The following is a 17,519-nucleotide window of genomic DNA, read 5'->3' as shown; positions in this document are numbered from 1 at the left end:
GCACGAGGCCAGCGGTAGGGGTAACAACTATTCAGCTACACCGGTACTGTATTTGAGCGGTACGTTGCTTCCTGCAGGAGAGACCCTGATATACCCTTGCATTTCCTGGTGAAGGGCGGAACAGAAGTCTGTACAATAGAATGGGAACACACCTACTCTGTCAGGTACCCACTTCAAAGTGGATGTTTCACCTGGCATGACCAATAGTTCAGCCGTATTGGCTCCTTTGACCGCAAATCCGTGTGGCACGTCCCAGTCTTGCTCCAAGTTGGTCACGTGGAAGTAAACCTCATCACCTACACGGATACCCTCGATATTGTCCGGTCTAAAGTTGGACCTGATGGTAGTCATGTAAACGTGAACTTTATTGCCTTCTCTTTCCACTCTGGCATCATTGATGCCTTTTAGGACTCTTGGGTGATTGTTTTTCTCCAATGGATAGAATTTCACCTGCTTGTCTTTGATCAGGGAAGCTGGGAAAGCCTCTGCATAGTGCGGTTCACCTATGGTAGGGAAGTCCAGCAAAAGTTGCATTTTATCACCGGAGATATCATAAAGCTGTGCTGAGTGAGCCAATTCCGGTCCGGTAGGCAGGTACCTGTCTTTGGTGATTTTGTTGTATGCCACCAGGTATTTGCCATGAGGTTTTCCGGTAGGTCCTCCAGGGATCATCAAGTGACCAACAGAGTAGTAAGTGGGTACCCTGTCCAATACCTGCAAGGTTTCGATGTTCCATTTTACCACTTCAGAGGAAACGAAGAAGGAAGTGTAGGCATTTCCTCTGCCGTCAAACTCAGTGTGAAGTGGTCCTAAACCTGGTTTTTCCACTTCACCATGTAATACAGATTCGTATCTCAATACAGGCATACCATCTACAGAACCTTCAAAATCCTGATTTTCGATCGCTTTCAGCATTTTGGTGAAAGAGAATACCGGAATGATGGCGGCGAGTTTACCAGAACCTACGATATACTCTCCTGTTGGATCTGTATCGGTACCATGTGGGGATTTTGGACAGGGAATGAAATAGATGATGTCTTTCAACTCTCTTGGATCCAACGACAATACTTCATCTTTGATGACGGAAGTGGCCATGTGGGTGTCTTCACTCCATTTGTTATGGGCATATTTGGCTTTGACTTTTTTACCTTTTCCCTGTTTGATATATTCCTCTGCCTTTTTCCAGTTTACAGCCATGATAAAGTCCTTGTCTTTTTGTGAAGCATTGACTTCCAGTAGGGTATGGGCCATCTCAGTGTTGTAGGTAGAGAAGAAGAACCAGCCATGGGATTTTTTCTTGCCTGCTCTTGCCAGGTCAAAATTGAAGGGAGGCGCTTCCAGCTGGAAAGCGATTTCCATGTCTCCATGATCTTTGTCAACGGAAATAAAAGAAATGGTACCTCTAAAATTCTCCTTGTAGGTATCGATAGGAACATCTCTATTGGCTTCATCTCCTGTAGGGACAGAAAACCTGGTGCCCGCTACTACATACTCTGTATTTTCAGTAATGAAGGGGGAGGAGTGGTTACCGCCTGAGTTAGGTATTTCGATAATCTCCACTGTTTTGAAAGTGGTCAAATCCACCCTGGCTATTCTTGGTGTATTGTTGGCATTTCCAAAAGCCCATCTCGCATCATGTTCTGCATTGGTCGTAGAAATGGCGATATGATGCAGGTCATCCCAAGGCACGAAGCCATGGGAGGTGTTCAACATAGGCTTACTTTCTTCCGAGAATCCCCATCCATTTTCAGGATGGACGGAAAATACCGGTAAAATTTTAAATACCCTGCCAGAAGGCAGACCAACTACAGACATTTGTCCGTTGAACCCACCGGAAATGATGTTGTAAAATTCATCATGTTGGCCCGGGGCGATATAAACTTTACTGGCTGCATCACCTGAGAGCGCAGATTGGGCTCCTTTAGGTTTACACCCATGGGCTAGAGCCATTGCTACAGCGGCTCCTGCCAGTAACCATAATTTTGTTTTCATTTTATTTGGGGTTTTGGATTGTTTATTTTGCAGCAGCGTCCATGCCACCGGTTTTTTCAAAGTCATTTTTCCTTAGAAATTCCAGGATGTCCCTTGAATCTCCGATCGAAATATTTTGATTGGGCATTCTGGTAAGACATTCTTCCAAGAGCGCCTGAGCAACAGGGTCTTCCTCTAACATGACATCGACATTGGTGATCATATTCATGATCCACTCCGGTCTTCTTCTGTTGGTGATTCCCTGGAAGCCAGGCCCAACTACTCTTTTGTCATTCAATTGATGACAGGCAGTACACTTCATATCCAAGATGGCTTTTCCTTTATTGGCCATAGCTTCATCTATTCCATTGCCCAGGTCCACATTTCGGATTTCTCCGATACCTTTAGGGTCTGCAGTTTTTTCTTTTGAGTTTGGAGAAGGGGGGGTATAGGTTCCTTTATTGGATTCACTCCCGCTTCCGCAACTTGCCAATAGGAGAAAAATTGCTCCCAAAGACATCATCATTGTTTTTTTCATAGCTTGATTGTTTATTAAAATTTGGGTTATATTTTCTTTGATGACGGTAATCCGCACAGGGTATAAGGCCTCTCTTTGGAACAGGCTCAATAGTATCATGAGCAGGGCCATAGGAAACAGTATGGACGTTAGGAAGAGCAAGAGGTGATAATGGGGAATGAATCCCAGTTTTGCCCATATTAAAGTGCCCTGCCCAAATAGCAAGAATTCTGTCGAAACGAAGGCGATGATCAAAATGATCCAGCCCCATTTGCTTAGTTTATTTTCCGGTAATCCCTTACTTTTGATAACAAAACCTCCCATTCCGAAGGTGATGGCCCCCAGCATCAAGAGGTGAATAAACCCTATGACATACATTCTTATGGTATAGGATATGGTCGCTGCCTCTGGAATAATAAGGGCAATCTGGATCAAGGCTTTCAACAGCAAGCTGATAGTTCCAACATATATCACTTTGTTGATCCAGCCGGATGGAATTTTCAATTTGGGAAAAGCCTGAGCGATGCAGGGAAGCAAGAAGCAAGCATAGGCAAATGCCTGAATAAGAACCCCTATAGCATTGATATACAATAAAAAACGGAAATTGTAGCTCCAAGAGGCAGGTAGGGCAAAAGTTAGCAGTAATGAAAGATGCAATAAGCCAAGTTTCAAATTGCTCATCTGGATTGACCGGCCGTTGGATTCCAGTAAAAAAGACAGAATTCCCAAAATGGCGTAAATAAACCATCCGTTCATTTGGAAGTGGAGGAACCACTGAACACTTAGGAAGTACAGCGGATGAATTTTTCCAAGGAAGGCTCCTGCAGGTGCGATCGCCCATAATCCTATACTTGATACCAACATCCAGATAATGGCAAATCGGACCAGTCGTATTGCTGTACCGTTTGAATATTTAGACAGGTCTTTGAATAATTGGAAAGCAAAAAAGTAGCTGACCAACAAATGAACGGTGGAAAAGAATATGCTGAACAGTCCGTAACCCTGAACAGGGAAACTGATTATCATCCCAATGGTTGTAATAACAAAAGCGATCAGGAATTTTTTGTAAGACCGTAGCCTTTCCTGACCTTTAACAAAGGTAAAGACGATGGTGCCTCCAACCAGCAGAAAACCCCATCCTAACAAAGCAACATGGGAATGGGCATGGAGGACATGTTTGTATTCAAAGATGCCTGCTCCTCCCACAAAAAAATACCTTAAAAGCAGTCCAAATAAGGATGCCGTAAAGAAAAAGAATACTGCCCATCGCATCCAATAGAGGGACAATGAACTCTTCCAGTTGGGATTTTCTTGGCGGTATTCGATATGGAATTGGGAGACATGCATGGTATCAGGCATTCAATTTTTCAAACAGTGAAATACCCTTAGGAAACAGGATATTATTTTCCAAATGGATATGCGTATGCAGGTCCTCTTCAAATTCTTTAAGCATGGCATAAGCTACTTTGTAAGTCTGGCAGCCATCTGCCGGAGTGGTATAGGAATCGCTTAATTTTGAGATTTTTCTGAACCTTTCTCCTTCTGAATCATGGTCGTCTTCCATCATGATTATGGGGTTTTTGACATGCCCAAAATGGGGAACAGAAAGGGTAAAGTGCGACCGGTCAGCCTCCTCCATTGCTTTGATGTAAGGAAAGAGAATCAACTCCTCTTTTTTCATATGGGCAGTTAGGGCATCGGCAGCTTCCATAAATAAGTCCCTGATTTCCAGTAACTCAGGATGTCTGTCTCCATGTACCGTTGCCAACTTCAATAAATAGGCCTTCAAAGGAGGAATGGTATTTTCTACATATTGGTGATGGGTGTAGGTAATATGGTCAATCAGTTCAGAAAGGTTGAAATCTTTATAACCTGATAGCGACTCTTCCTTTAGCACAGCATTTAATTCATCGGTAATCTGCTTTAAGGAAACGCTGTTGATTTCACAGGCTTCTTGGAGTGGAATGGCCCCTTTGCAGCAAAAATCAATTCCATACTTTGTAAATACCTTGGCAGTTTTGAAATTATCTGCGACAATTTTTCCTACTTTTCTTTCAGCTAGACTTTTCATGATTTAAAGATATTTTTGTCCTTTATTAACTTAAATTTTTTTAATACTTCAGGAAACTGATTCCGATATTCACCCTTTCTGCTACATCTTTGAGGCTGGTAGTCAGGAGCATACCTGTAAGGTGGTCCCTTATGGCCTTAAACTTATGATGGACAGGGCAGGGGTGACTTTCAGAGCAGTTTTCAAAGCCCAATGCACAACCCACAAAAAGAGAATCACCATCAATTGCCTGTACAATTTGGGAAAGGAAGATATCTTCCGGCTTTCCGTTGAGTGCAAATCCTCCATGTGGGCCTTTGGAGGAGCTTAACAAATCATCTTTTACCAAACTCTGCAAAATTTTGGCAGTAAAGGCTTCAGGTGAATTGATCGCTTTTGAAATATGCTTCAATCCTGCCCTTTCGGTATCCTTGGGCAGGGTGGCCACATAGATCATGGCATTGATGGCATATTTACAGGCTTTGGAGAACATTGGTCAATGATTACAGGACAAATATATCCTTTTTGTATTAAGGATAAAAATATCCTTTAATATTTTTTTAGATTTTTTCCCGGATAAAAGGACGAGAATATCTTTCATTTAACCGCCATTAGCGATAAATTGCCGCAACATATGAAAGCCAGTAATTTTAAATAGCTAATATTCAGTCATGTTCTCCAAAGCTTGTCAATACGGAATCAGGTCAGTCATCTACATTTGGAAACAAAGTCTCAAGGGAAACAAAGTGGGGGCGAGGGAGATAGCAGAGCATGTGGATGCGCCGGAGCCATTTACAGCCAAAATCCTTCAGGAACTGGTAAGGAAAAAGATCATCGGTTCCATGAAAGGGCCCACAGGAGGTTTTTATGTGGACAAAGCGCATGAGAATTTCACTCTGAAAGATCTGGTGGTGGCCATCGATGGACCAAGTCTCTTTGAAGGTTGTAGCCTCGGTTTGAGCCAATGCTCTGAAACCAATCCCTGTCCTTTACATAATGAAGTCAAAGTGGTCAGGACCCATATCCTTCATATGTTGACAGCCAAGAGTTTGAAACAGCTAGCCGAAGAAGTAGAAAGTGGAGACACTGTGCTGGCCAGGTTTGTCTAAACCAGCAAGGCTCTTTTTTCCTCCTCATTCATTTTTTTGAATTTCAGGACGGCTACAAAGGTTATGGCCAAGAGCACGAACACTGTCCAATATACCCAGATAGGAACAGGCACAGGATCACCTTTGGCATAAGAGTGTAATCCTGATAGGTAGTAATTGACACCAAAAGAAGTCATGATGATAGCCCCGAATGCCCAAAGACTGGCAATGTTATACAAAAGGCTGCTTTTAAGGGTTGGAACCAATCGAATGTGTAAGACAATAGCATAGACAATAATCGAAATTAAAGCCCAAGTTTCTTTTGGGTCCCATGCCCAATACCTACCCCAGCTCTCATTAGCCCAAACGCCCCCTAGGAAAGTTCCTATGGTCAGTAAGAACAACCCGATCGTAATAGACATTTCATTGACAATTTGAAGTTCCCTGATATTGGAAAACCAGCTTTTTTTAGCTGCTTGCGGTTTGAAGATCAAGAAAATCAAACAAAGCAATCCAATGATAGCAGACAGCGCCAAAGGCGCATATCCACTCACGATGATGGCCACATGGATTTTAAGCCAGTAGGAATGTAAGACAGGCATCAGATTGGTGATTTCCGGATTCAACCAATCCAAAAAGCCCACAAATAACAAGGTTCCTGCGAAAATTAAGCCCAGGGGAACTGTAAATTTGGATTTTTTGGCAAAGAGTAAACCAAACAATAAGACACCCCAGGCCACGAAAACCAACATTTCGAAACCATCACTCCAGGGTGGATGCTTGGCAATGTACCAGCGTAAGCCCAAATGAAAACTGAACACCAAAAAACCGGTCCAACTTAACCACACTCCGAAACGCCAGAATTTTTCAAGTAAGGGCTTGTTTTTAAATAACATCCAAATGGCTAATACCAATAAGAAAACACCAAGGATCCAGAAGGGTGCAAAAAGACGCGTCCCCAGGTTTAGTTTGGTATAGAGTAATTCTGCCTGAATGTGAGTTTGACTTGGATAAACCTCTTCGCCTGCTTTTTGCTGGTAAAGGGAAATATAGCCTAGCGTTTCCTCTGCTTCTTCCCAATTTCCGGATTCTATTCCTTTTTGGATAGCTTGGAAGTAAAGAGGGCTGATGTTTTTGACAAATATTGCATCTTCTTCATCAAAACCCTGCATGAATTGTTGGCCAGTAAACCAGCTGTGGTTGGCATCCCATCTGTTAGGAAAAAGTCTCAGGAAATCTCCTGTGAGCAGTCCATAAAAGATGTTGAAGCGTTCATCAGTCTTGAGTATTTCATTGTGGCCTTCATTTCTCTGTGAGGGTTTCAGTAAGTTGGCTTCTTCCACCAAATGTTGGATTTTATACTGTCCTTCCTCATCCAAAAAATCCATAAAGCTCAGTTTATTTGTCGCTTGGATTCCTAATGCATCAAATACCCTGAGGGATTTTTCTTGGTTAATTTTGATAAAAGGACGCTCACTGAAACCTTGTGGATCCATTTGAAGGGCCAATAAGAATTGTTCGGGGCTGAGCCTGATGCTTTCCTCCCCGAGGGTAAGTTCCATATAAGATTTACCTGAAATTTTCCTGACAATTTCATTTGCCAAGGTATTCAGGGGTTTCATACGGCCATCGAGGTCCTGAACAATCAACCGGCCATAGGCATCAGCATGGGATCTGGGGATCCAAAATCCTTTTTCAGTATCCTTTGGCTTCATCATGCCCCAGGAGAAAATCAGCACAATCAGGGTGATGGAAGCAAAAACCAAAGGTTGGAGCATGGCGCTTTTTTCCTCTTCCTTCAGGCTCTTTTCCCTGCTTTTTGCTACCTTTTTATTGAGGATATTGAATCTGCTTCCCCTTGCAAAAAGGGTTAAAAACATTCCGATTGTAAGCAAAGTGTATCCAAGGTAGGTGATGTAAGTACCTGGTCTGTCCTGATTGATGGAAAGGATGGTGCCTTTTTCATCCGTGTCATAGGAAGATTGATAAAAGCGGTATCCTCTATAATCCAGTACATTGTTCATAAAAATCCTATATGGGAATTCTTCCTCCCCATCCATGACCATTACTTCGCTTGCATAGCTGGAGGGGCTTTGACTTCCAGGATACCTTTCAAGATCGAATTTACTTAAGTAGAGTGAGTAGGGCAGGGTGATGGCCTTAGGCCCATAAGTAATGCTGTAAGTTTGGCCTCCATAAGAAAAATGGGACCAGTTTGGATTGAGACTCACCATTTTGGCATAGGCTTCAGATAACTGGTTTCCATTTTTATCGAGAACTTTGAAATGTACCACATCCAAAAGATTTTTGGCGATCTTTTCATCCTGTTCTGCCACATAAATTACTCTAGCATTTTCCTGGACATTTTTCACCAAGAAAGCTCCTTCATCCCATTGGTAAAGTGTTCGCTGCTGAAGGGGTTGAGTCTCGCCTGCATGCAAGCTGCCCATCCTTTGACTGCTCATTTCCATCATCAGAAGGGTAATATCAGAGCTGATCCACCATTCTTCTCCTTCCTTGTAGATTCTTATTGGATGCTCCGGATCATTTTTGGTACTTAGGGTCAATGAGCCCATTAGGATAAAACGGCCATTATCTATAAGGTAATCTTCCCTACCAGAACCCATCGCCACGGCTATATCTACATAGGTGTTCTCTCCTTCTTCGAAGGCTTCGGTAGCCCCTTGAATGTAGTTTTCAAAAACTATCTGGAAGCTATTGCCATCCAGTTCTGTTGTGATGGATTTGGGTTTGAAATTTTTTGGCAAAAGCAAAAGTGGCTTTTCCAAGGATTGTCCATTTGAGGTGTTTCTGAGCTGCAGGTATTTTTCAGTAGTAAAGAAGATGCTTTGATCTTCACCTTCCCGTATATGCATCATGCCCTCCTGACTGAAATATCTGGTAACACCCGCCCCAATAAGAATGATTACAAATGCCAAATGAAAGAGCCCAACCGGCCACCTGTTAGGATGAAAGAGTTTATATTGCCTGATATGTGCAAGGAAGTTGAGTGCCAACCATATCTGAATGATTTCAAACCACCAGGCATCATATACCAAACCTCTTGCGACCGGAGTGCCGTGATCATTTTCGATAAAAGTGGCTACACCCATAGCAATGGCATAGGACAGCATTAAAATCAGGGTTACCCTGGTCGAAAGCAGAAATTTGGTAATCTTCATCATTAAAGTAATATACCTATGAATTTGTTCTTCATTGTGGGCCTAAAGATTAACATCAAATATGCCCAGTTTTGGGTGTTTTTCGCATTGTTTACTCCTTTTAGGTAAGAAAAGGTGTCTGTATGGAAAAATTGGCTGTAGCCTCCCTGAATGGAAAAGGCATCTGTGACAATCCATCCGAAAGTGAGATCAAGTTCGGAACCAAAGTAACTATCCAATAGCTGGGCTTCGGGCTGACCTAATCGAAATACATCGTTTTGGGCATAAAATAAGTGGTAGTCGCCTTGAAGGAAAAACTTCTTATTGAATGCGTATCTGGATCGCAGGAAATAGTCTTCTAGACCCACGGATTCATAATGTGCTCCGCCCACAAAAAAGAAATCCATGTAACCATTGAAAAGGTGGTTGGTACCATATAATGGATTGTACGATCTGTTTACATCCTCTCCCAAATTACTTGTTCCACTGATATGTTCTGTACCCAAAGATAGGGTCCAGATTTTTCCGGCTTCTCTGTCCACGGGGATAATATGGTTATAAGCCACACTGAAGTTGTAGGCATTGAGGTTTTTACCTGAGATGTCTTTTCCAAACTGATGATAATAGAAAGCCGAAATCTGGGAATTCCCCGAATTATACCTGAGCGTAGGAATTCCCAAAGTGGATCTATACCTGACACCTTTGTCTATTAAAACTCCATTTGGATCAAAATTCTGCCATTCTCTGCCATCATTCCAGAATAAGGCAGAGAAGGAAACTTTCCCCCATTTGTTTTCATATCTCGCCATCTGGGCAATTTTGTACTGATTAGGGATCAGAAAGGGTTGATCGGTCAGGGTTTGATTTGCCTGATTGTAAGCGCCACCGAAATGGAATTTCATGTTTTCTTTTTCATATTTTGCAAGGGCAAAATCGTGTGCCCTCGCCTGTAGTGCCCAGTCCAGATTTCCCAGAAATCTAAAATTATCATAGTTCAGCTCCTGACGGCCTAATTTGACTGACCAATACTCTCCAATTTTCAATTGGGCCCAAGCCTCATGCACGGAAAGAAAATTGTCGGTAGTCTTGATCTGAGGGGTACTACCCCATACACGGACGTCCTGGACACTCATATAAAATGTCAGATTATCCAAGGTGTACTGCGCCTGTAGTCTTGCCCTGTGGGCAATGAAAAGTGCGGGATCTTGCCCTTCTCCTATCAGGCGGTTAAATCCATTGCGGTATTCAGACCGTTGTAAAATCTGTCCGTCTAAATTAAACTGGCCAAAACTTTGATTCCAAGCCAAAGTGAAAGCCAGGCCGATAAAGGTGAAAAGTATCTTCTTCATATAGTGCTGGGTGCTTTTATCTGCTGGAGACAGTTTTCACTTCTTTTTTAGCTTCTCGGGCTTTACCTTCTTTCAGCCAATTAGGCACGACTTCCTCTAAATACCTGGCTTTGGCAGCCCTTTCGGCAGGGATATCCAAACCAATATAAGCCTGCAATGATGCTTTGCTGGAGAAATCAGGCATTTCAACGGGTTTATTGTGACCCAAGCTTGCCAAAACCCTTGACAATTGAATCCTGGTTTCCTGAATAATCTGGTTGGAAGAGGCAACTACTCTTGCAGACTCCAAAGGTGCATGGAATGCAGCTCCATGTGAACCGGCAATAAAATCCCATCTCCACTGTGCATGACGGATACCTTTTAGTATGTCTTTCATTTGGGATTCAGTGGCGCCAAGTTCCCATGCTTTGGCAGCCTCGATATGTGCCATTGCAATATTTCGCTGGGCTTTGGCCAGTCCTTCTTTTACTTTTCTTTGCCTTTCATACACATCATTGATCAGATCTGATTGTTTTTCTCGGTGGCAAACAAAACAAGAGTTCTCAACTTTGCTGAGTGGGGAACTTATATGGTGGTCGGTGAATTTTTGTCCTCCTTCATTTTTATAAGGCATGTGACAATCTGCACAGGAAACCCCTCTTTTGGCATGAACACCCATTTCAAAAATTTCCCAATCAGGATGCTGCGCTTTGAGCATTTGTGCTTTGCTAAGGGGATGTACCCAATCCGCAAAATCGATGTTGTCATAATAAGATTCCATAGATTCCACACTCAGACCATCTTTCCATGGAAAGGTGAGGTAAGCGGCATTTTCCATACCTGGCTTAGTTCTGTCGAAATAATACTCGACATGGCACTGAGCACAAACCAGGGAGCGCATCTGTTGATGGGAGGCCTGATTAATGTCACGGCCCATAGCTTCAAAAGCTTCTATAAGTGCTGGTCTTGTAATGGTTAGATTCATGGTCTGGGGATTGTGGCAATCAGCACAGCCAATGGGATTGATCACTTCTATTGCCAAGCTGGATAATTTGGTGCTATAGTATTCTTTTATTCCCATTTCGCTCATCAGTCTTGGCACATCGGTGCTTTTGCAGGTCCAACAGGTGGAGGGCTGAGGACCGTCACCGAGTTCCATCGGCGCACCTATTCTTAAGGAATTGTGCACATCTGTAACAGCCCATGCATGTCCCCTTGGATGGTTGTAATCCCTGCTGAAACCAAAACCAGCCCAAAGGATTACAAGGTCGGGCTGTTCAGCAAGTGCATCTCTAAAGCCACTGGTACCGTACATACTCCTGAAAGTAGTATCCCGGGTATTCATGTAAGATTGATACTGCCGTGGATAATTAAGGCCCCAGACAGAATCTCTGGGTTCCATACCTTCAATCTGAACTTTAGGCTGATAGGCAAACCTCGCTTCTGCTTTTCTATCCATAATGGAATAGGCCAACATTGCTAGGAGGAAAACAATTACTGCAGTCAGGGTAAAAAGAATCCAGTTTTTCATAGTTTAGGAATTTTATGGGACTTTTATTTTTTGGTTGTATTCATAGACTCTTTGAGCCATTGAGGTATAATTTCCAAATCAGAAGGGGCATGGGCTTTGATTGGCTCAATTAGATGTCCTACGGAAGAAAGACTTTTTACCTTTCCATGAGGCACTTCTCTATGACATTCCCAGCAGATCCGATCTGTCCTGTGAACGATATGATTGTCTACAAAGCTAGCTAATTTGGCGTCCGTCACTTGGTTTTCATGGCATCGGATACAGTTGGCCTGTATCACCTGAATAGACGGTTCCAATGCCCTGATGACTTGGGGTTCTGCTCTTAAGGTAAATACAGTGGAATGGTAAAGGCCATCCTTTGCCTTGAAAAAATACTTATTGGCCATATTGTCGTGCGGTACGTGACAATCATTACAATGGGCCACTTCTCTGTGAGAACTTCTGGTCCAGGTAATATATTGTGGGGTCATAATATGGCAGTTGACACATGCCTGGGGATCATCCGACAGATAGGATGCCGCATTGCTAAGCTTGAACAAATATAAACCTAATCCAAATATTGCTGCGACAAGAATGGTTGCAGCCGGCCTCCACCTATGTGGGGGTATCAGGTTATACTGAAAAAGCTTTCTTTTTATTTTTAGCCGTTTGCCCATAAGGTGGTTTCCTGATGTTATAGTGTCAAAAGTATCCAGAATAAATTTTTCAAAACATGACAATTGTCATGACTTTAGAAATTTTCTGAAAAATTTCCAATTACAGCTATAATTTACCTTTTATCATCCTCTTTTCCAAATGGTTAATGGAAAAAGAAGATTTTATTCATCTATGGGTATGACTTTTATCATAAAGGATAAAATTGTCCTTTAATATCTTGCATTCATATTCTAACCCAATTAACAATGAAAGCATTATCTAAATCACTCTTATGGTTACTTAGCCTGGCTCTCCTAGCTGGATGTGGTACATCGGAAACACGAACTCACTCATCACCTGATGGTTCAGTGGTACAACATGTAGGTCAATCGGGGGTAAAAGACGACCAATCCAAACCCAATGTGGTTCAGATTGCGGTTTCATCCAAAGACCACGGCACCCTTGTAGCCGCTTTAAAGGCAGCTGATTATGTGGATGCATTGACCAATGTTGGACCTTTTACTGTTTTTGCTCCTACCAACGCTGCATTTGATGCCCTTCCCGTGGGTACCCTGGAAACTCTGACGAAAAAGGAGAACCAAAGACAACTTCGGGATATTCTGGAATACCATGTTCTCCTAGGCGTATACAAATCGGGAGATTTTGTCAATGGTAGAAAAATGGGTACTGCTGATGGTCGGCCTGTTGAAATAACTGTCAATGGAGATGGAACAGTTTTAATTAACGGTGGAAAAATCATCGCTACTGTGGAAGCCTCCAATGGGATAATACATGTAATTGACAGGGTTTTAGTTCCAAATTGATAAGGTAAGTTTTCCATGGTTGTTGGTTTCTGACCAAAAGGCATGGGATCCTGTCTCATGCTTTTTTCTTTTCCCCACTGATTTCAGCCATTTATCCTATTTTATTAGGCATTTTGGAGAATATTTTTTTGATTTTACTATGGATAGAAGAACAATGATGAAATCTTTGGCCATCACAGTATGGGGGATGATGGCCCTTCCTGGTTGTAGGCCCGGTGAGGATGGGGAAGGCATCGCTTTGGTTAGAAGCCTTCCTTTGAGTGATCAACAAAAATTGTGTCTTGAAAAAATGGTGGATACCTTTTTGCCGGACACCGATACCTTAGGGGCAGTACAATTGAACATCCACCGTTTTTTGGATAAGCTTATCGCCAATTGTTATCCTGAAGAGGAACAAAAATCTTTCATCAATGGTCTCGATATTTTGGAGGGAAAAGCACAGGATCTTTTTTCAAAGAGTTTTGGATCCTTAGAAAACCTTCAAAGAGAATCTGTACTTCTTGGCTTGGATAATGAGGAAAATGCAGAGGAAAAGGCATTTTTTGATTTTTCCAAAGAACAGGTAATCCTTGCTTACACGAGTTCTGAATACTTTTTGACCAATTTTACCAATTACGAAATGATTCCCGGGGGTTATGATGGTTGTGTGGATGTGCCCGAAGTACCATTTAAAGTTTAAACCATGCCTAATTTTAATATTGACGCCAAAAAAGACAATACTTACGATGCCATAGTCATAGGGTCAGGGATAAGTGGAGGTTGGGCAGCCAAGGAACTCTGTGAGAGAGGACTGAAGACTTTGGTATTGGAAAGAGGAAGGGATGTGAAGCATATCGTGGATTATCCAACTGCCAACAAACACCCTTGGGAGTTTGAATTTGGAGGGAGGTTACCCTTGGAAAAACAGGCAGAATTCGGAAGAAGAGGGGGGAGGATCCATGAATCAACTGCCCATTTTTGGATGAAGGAAGGCGAGCAGGAAACTGTTCAGGAAAGGCCTTTCCAATGGACCCGGGGATACCAGGTAGGAGGTAAATCCCTACTTTGGGCCAGACAGACCCAAAGGTGGTCCAATCTGGACTTTGAAGGCCCGGCAAGGGATGGTTATGCGGTAGATTGGCCCATCCGTTATGAGGATTTGGCACCCTGGTACAGTCATGTAGAGAAATTTTCCGGGATTGCAGGAAATTACGATGGACTTCCCCAATTGCCGGATGGAGAGTTTTTAAGGCCTTTTGACCTGAGCTGTGTGGAGCGACATTTTCAAAAGGTAATTGCTGCCAATTACAAAGACAGACATTTGATCCATGGGCGATGTGCCCATGTCACTGAACCGCAGGAAATCCACTTGCAGCAGGGCAGGGCAAAGTGCCAAAACAGAAATCTCTGCAATAGAGGATGCCCTTTTGGAGGCTACTTCAGTGCCAATGCCTCGACTTTGCCCTGGGCAGAAAGGACAGGGAATATGACACTGAGACCACATGCGGTGGTCCATTCCATTATTTATGATGAAGAAAAAGGCAAAGCAGTAGGTGTGAAGATCATAGATGCCATCGATAATCAGACCTATGAGTATTTTGCGAGGATTATTTTTGTCAATGCTTCAGCACTGAACTCTAATTTAATCTTGTTGAACTCTACCTCATCCCGGTTTCCAAATGGGCTGGGGAACGATAATGGTCTTTTGGGAAAATATATATCCTGGCACAATTACAGGGGGCAGATTTCTGGGAGAAGCGAGCAGTTTCCGGATAAAATGAGTACCGGTAAAAACCCCAGCCACAGTTATATTCCCCGATTCCGTAATCTATATCGCCAAGAAACCGATTTCCTAAGAGGGTATGCAGTTGGATTTGGTTCATCTGCAAGAGCCGTACAATTCTCCCGTGCCGGAATTGGAGAGGAATTGAAGCGGAATCTGTTTGACCGGAAATTGGGGCATTGGTGGGTATCCGGTTGGATGCAGGGGGAAGTGATTCCCATTGAGAGCAATCATGTGAGGCTTCATGAAGCACTCAAAGATAAATACGGGATTCCCCAGTTGGTACTTTCCTGTGATTGGACGGAAAACGATGATAAGATGGTCAAAGATTATATGGAGCAGATGACCGAGATGTTTGAAAAAGCCGGATTTACAGAAATCAATGCCAGGGACTCCGGGTCCGCTCCGGGATCGGATATCCATGAAATGGGAGGGGTAAGGATGGGCCATGATCCCAAAACTTCGCTGCTTAACAAGTGGAACCAATTGCACCATTGCAAAAATGTTTTCGTAACTGATGGGGCATGTATGACTTCCACGGCTACCCAAAATCCCTCATTGACCTATATGGCCATTACTGCAAGGGCTGCCAATTACGCAGTGGATGAGATCAATAAGGGAAATTTGTAGGCAATGCTTCTCATCGATTAAACTTCTTCATCAGGCCTGAACCTGATATGGTTGGGATAGGGGAGTGCATGGATCCATTCCCCTTTCTTGATTCTGTCTTGGATAGCATTCCAATAATCAGGATTAAACAGATTTTGATGGTAATTGAAAAAATGAGGTTTGACATCCTGACGGCCGATCATGAACTTTTTAAAATCTTCTGGGAAAACATCATTGGGCTTGATATCATACCAAGGCTCTGATGCATAAATCTGCTCAAAAGTTTCAGGCTTAGGTTTCCAGCGGAAATTCATATCTGTCAGGAATTCAATTTCATCGTAGTCATAAAAAACAATCCTCTTCTGTCGTGTAACTCCAAAATTTTTGGTCATCATGTCCCCTGGGAAAATATTGGCTTTGGCCAGTTGGAGGATGGCATCTCCGTACTCTTCTACGGCAGATTTAGCATCTTCTAAGCTGCATTCCTCCAGGTAAATGTTTAAAGGAATCATTTTTCTTTCGGTATATAGATGTTTGATAATGAGTTCATTATTTCTTATTTCCAAATGTGAGTTTACTGTAGCCCTCAACTCCTGCATCAACTCGGGATGAATCCTCTCCAGGGGAAGGTGAAATTCTTCAAATTCATGGGTATCAGCCATTCTCCCGACCCGGTCGTGCATTCCTACCATTTTGTATTTGTTTCTGACTTCCTGTCGGGTCATGGTTTTTGGGGGATCAAAATAATCTTTGATCATTTTGAAGACGATATTATAAGAAGGCAGCGTAAATACCGTCATAACCATTCCTTTGATACCCTCTGCGATTACAAATTGGTCATTGCTTTGACCCAAATGGTTCAGGAAATCCCTGTAAAATTCCGTCTTTCCATGTTTATTGAAGCCGATGGCATTATAAAGTTCATGCACTTGCTTATGGGTAATGACAGAGTTCAAAAAGGCCACCATTTGAAAGGGGATTTCCACATCCACCATGAAATAAGAACGGGTGAAGCTGAACAAATGGGCCATGATTTTTGGATCAAATATCAAAGTGTCCACATATACCCCATGAGGGCCATGTAAAAAGGGGATAATAAATGGCATCCATTTGCCACCCACGTAAGTCCTTCCGATAAGATATGCCGCCTTATTTCTGTAAAATACAGATTTGAGTACCTGCGTGACGGTATCCGCTGATGGCGTATAGCGGGACAGGATTACTTCCCTTACGGCTTTTACCAAAAACTGAATGTCAGCCTCTCTGTTCAGGTAAGGGGCATGAAAATCAAAATCACTGATGATTGAACGAATGATTTTTTGTAATCCCCAATTGGAGGGGTAACTGAAGTAAAGATTGTCATTGGGATAAATTTCACAAGAGTTAAAGCCTTCGTGGACAAACATCAGGTCTTCATTGATGGCCAAACCCGGGTATAATTTCCGGATGACTGAGTTGAAAAAGGTTTCAACCAGTTCTTTGTCTTTCCGGTTTTTGGTATCAATTATATAAGCTTGTTTTGTTTCTTTCCAAAAATCAAAGTCTGCTGTTTTTTCATGGAGCAATTCCTGAAGGATGGACTTGGTGGCAAAAACCTGATCCTTATAAAGCATGAGTCTTTTCCTATGGTTGTCTTTCATCGCCCGCCAATTCCGCTCTCTGAAGTGATTAGGTGCATAGGAGGTAAGTTCTTTGAAGTTGCGGAAGTAATTTTCAAAACCGCCAATTAGCAGTTTTGAGGTTTTTTCGACGAGAAGCTGATTCACAGACATAAAATTGTTTGAAACTGAATATAAAGGTATTGCGTTTTTGGACCAATACAAAAAGCTGCTTTTCCACTACATTTTTTAGGAGAAAAACCGTGAAATTTTAAGAGTTTGCAGTGAGAGGATCTCTGAAAAACAATCAAAAAGGATGTTTTAGGCCCTTTTGTTTCCAACAAAATAAAATTTTCGCAATCGATTGTTTGGACAATATCAAAACATTTTATACCTTTCGTGCATGTTATTCAATCACTGAATATCTACAATAGGTTTAATAGG

13 protein-coding genes are annotated in these 17,519 nt (G+C 42.5%); 4 read left to right on the top strand and 9 right to left on the bottom strand.

What is annotated here, in order from left to right; translation table 11 throughout:
* Nucleotides 1–27: 27 nt before the first annotated feature.
* Genes nosZ through BC751_RS16965 form a run of 4 tightly spaced genes read right to left on the bottom strand, consistent with a single transcriptional unit; the run spans nt 28 to nt 5,031 of the window.
* The gene (gene nosZ, locus BC751_RS16980; protein ID WP_130276685.1) at nt 28–1,992 is read right to left on the bottom strand and encodes a Sec-dependent nitrous-oxide reductase; all 1,965 of its coding nucleotides are present in this window, start codon (nt 1,990–1,992) and stop codon (nt 28–30) included.
* A 22-nt stretch (nt 1,993–2,014) separates the two neighbouring features.
* On the bottom strand, nt 2,015–3,847 hold the full coding sequence (locus BC751_RS16975; RefSeq protein WP_242617511.1) for a c-type cytochrome: 1,833 nt from the start codon (nt 3,845–3,847) through the stop codon (nt 2,015–2,017).
* On the bottom strand, nt 3,840–4,559 hold the full coding sequence (ric, locus tag BC751_RS16970; RefSeq protein WP_130276684.1) for an iron-sulfur cluster repair di-iron protein: 720 nt from the start codon (nt 4,557–4,559) through the stop codon (nt 3,840–3,842). Before ric ends, BC751_RS16975 begins: the two co-directional genes overlap by 8 nt.
* Nucleotides 4,560–4,599: 40 nt before the next feature.
* Nucleotides 4,600–5,031 (bottom strand): RrF2 family transcriptional regulator, encoded by a 432-nt coding sequence (locus tag BC751_RS16965; RefSeq protein ID WP_130276683.1) that lies wholly within the window; start codon nt 5,029–5,031, stop codon nt 4,600–4,602.
* A 178-nt stretch (nt 5,032–5,209) separates the two neighbouring features.
* Between BC751_RS16965 and BC751_RS16960 the strand changes: the two genes are divergently transcribed.
* Nucleotides 5,210–5,647 (top strand): RrF2 family transcriptional regulator, encoded by a 438-nt coding sequence (locus BC751_RS16960; protein WP_130276682.1) that lies wholly within the window; start codon nt 5,210–5,212, stop codon nt 5,645–5,647.
* Here BC751_RS16960 and BC751_RS16955 read toward each other — a convergent pair.
* From BC751_RS16955 to nrfH, 4 genes are read right to left on the bottom strand one after another with little or no spacing between them, the layout of a single operon-like run.
* On the bottom strand, nt 5,644–8,808 hold the full coding sequence (locus BC751_RS16955; protein ID WP_130277619.1) for a cytochrome c biogenesis protein CcsA: 3,165 nt from the start codon (nt 8,806–8,808) through the stop codon (nt 5,644–5,646). The two genes, BC751_RS16960 and BC751_RS16955, sit on opposite strands and share 4 nt — an antisense overlap.
* Nucleotides 8,809–8,810: 2 nt before the next feature.
* On the bottom strand, nt 8,811–10,136 hold the full coding sequence (locus BC751_RS16950) for an alginate export family protein (protein ID WP_130276681.1): 1,326 nt from the start codon (nt 10,134–10,136) through the stop codon (nt 8,811–8,813).
* A 16-nt stretch (nt 10,137–10,152) separates the two neighbouring features.
* Nucleotides 10,153–11,646, bottom strand: coding sequence for an ammonia-forming cytochrome c nitrite reductase (gene nrfA, locus BC751_RS16945; protein ID WP_130276680.1), 1,494 nt, complete (start codon nt 11,644–11,646; stop codon nt 10,153–10,155).
* 23 nt (nt 11,647–11,669) lie between these two features.
* Entirely contained in the window at nt 11,670–12,302 is a 633-nt protein-coding gene (gene nrfH / locus BC751_RS16940) for a cytochrome c nitrite reductase small subunit (protein WP_130276679.1), read from the bottom strand.
* 246 nt (nt 12,303–12,548) lie between these two features.
* On the opposite strand from nrfH, the gene BC751_RS16935 reads away from it, so the two are divergent.
* From BC751_RS16935 to BC751_RS16925, 3 genes are all read left to right on the top strand, one after another.
* Nucleotides 12,549–13,106 carry a fasciclin domain-containing protein gene (locus tag BC751_RS16935; RefSeq protein WP_130276678.1) on the top strand — a complete coding sequence of 186 codons (558 nt, stop codon included), beginning with the start codon at nt 12,549–12,551 and terminating at the stop codon, nt 13,104–13,106.
* Between the two features lie 139 nt (nt 13,107–13,245).
* The gene (locus tag BC751_RS16930; protein ID WP_130276677.1) at nt 13,246–13,785 is read left to right on the top strand and encodes a gluconate 2-dehydrogenase subunit 3 family protein; all 540 of its coding nucleotides are present in this window, start codon (nt 13,246–13,248) and stop codon (nt 13,783–13,785) included.
* Nucleotides 13,786–13,788: 3 nt separating this feature from the next.
* Complete coding sequence (locus BC751_RS16925) at nt 13,789–15,498, top strand: GMC oxidoreductase (RefSeq protein WP_130276676.1); 1,710 nt, start codon at nt 13,789–13,791, stop codon at nt 15,496–15,498.
* 17 nt (nt 15,499–15,515) lie between these two features.
* Here BC751_RS16925 and aceK read toward each other — a convergent pair whose 3' ends face one another.
* Nucleotides 15,516–17,249 (bottom strand): bifunctional isocitrate dehydrogenase kinase/phosphatase, encoded by a 1,734-nt coding sequence (gene aceK, locus BC751_RS16920; RefSeq protein ID WP_130276675.1) that lies wholly within the window; start codon nt 17,247–17,249, stop codon nt 15,516–15,518.
* Between the last annotated feature and the right edge of the window lie 270 nt (nt 17,250–17,519).

Origin of the sequence: Cecembia calidifontis (assembly GCF_004216715.1) — a bacterium.
GTDB classification, from domain to species: Bacteria; Bacteroidota; Bacteroidia; order Cytophagales; family Cyclobacteriaceae; genus Cecembia_A; species Cecembia_A calidifontis.
The sequence above is the reverse complement of the archived record's forward strand: the minus strand, read 5'-3'. Positions and strand labels throughout refer to the sequence as shown.

Coding starts and splice junctions, on each gene's coding strand:
- nrfA (WP_130276680.1), bottom strand. CDS start 11,646: ATGAAAAACTGGATTCTTTTTACCCTGACTGCAGTAATTGTTTTCCTC.
- BC751_RS16925 (WP_130276676.1), top strand. CDS start 13,789: ATGCCTAATTTTAATATTGACGCCAAAAAAGACAATACTTACGATGCC.
- BC751_RS16965 (WP_130276683.1), bottom strand. CDS start 5,031: ATGTTCTCCAAAGCCTGTAAATATGCCATCAATGCCATGATCTATGTG.
- BC751_RS16960 (WP_130276682.1), top strand. CDS start 5,210: ATGTTCTCCAAAGCTTGTCAATACGGAATCAGGTCAGTCATCTACATT.
- ric (WP_130276684.1), bottom strand. CDS start 4,559: ATGAAAAGTCTAGCTGAAAGAAAAGTAGGAAAAATTGTCGCAGATAAT.
- nrfH (WP_130276679.1), bottom strand. CDS start 12,302: ATGGGCAAACGGCTAAAAATAAAAAGAAAGCTTTTTCAGTATAACCTG.
- BC751_RS16930 (WP_130276677.1), top strand. CDS start 13,246: ATGGATAGAAGAACAATGATGAAATCTTTGGCCATCACAGTATGGGGG.
- BC751_RS16935 (WP_130276678.1), top strand. CDS start 12,549: ATGAAAGCATTATCTAAATCACTCTTATGGTTACTTAGCCTGGCTCTC.
- BC751_RS16955 (WP_130277619.1), bottom strand. CDS start 8,808: ATGAAGATTACCAAATTTCTGCTTTCGACCAGGGTAACCCTGATTTTA.
- BC751_RS16950 (WP_130276681.1), bottom strand. CDS start 10,136: ATGAAGAAGATACTTTTCACCTTTATCGGCCTGGCTTTCACTTTGGCT.
- BC751_RS16975 (WP_242617511.1), bottom strand. CDS start 3,847: ATGCCTGATACCATGCATGTCTCCCAATTCCATATCGAATACCGCCAA.
- nosZ (WP_130276685.1), bottom strand. CDS start 1,992: ATGAAAACAAAATTATGGTTACTGGCAGGAGCCGCTGTAGCAATGGCT.
- aceK (WP_130276675.1), bottom strand. CDS start 17,249: ATGTCTGTGAATCAGCTTCTCGTCGAAAAAACCTCAAAACTGCTAATT.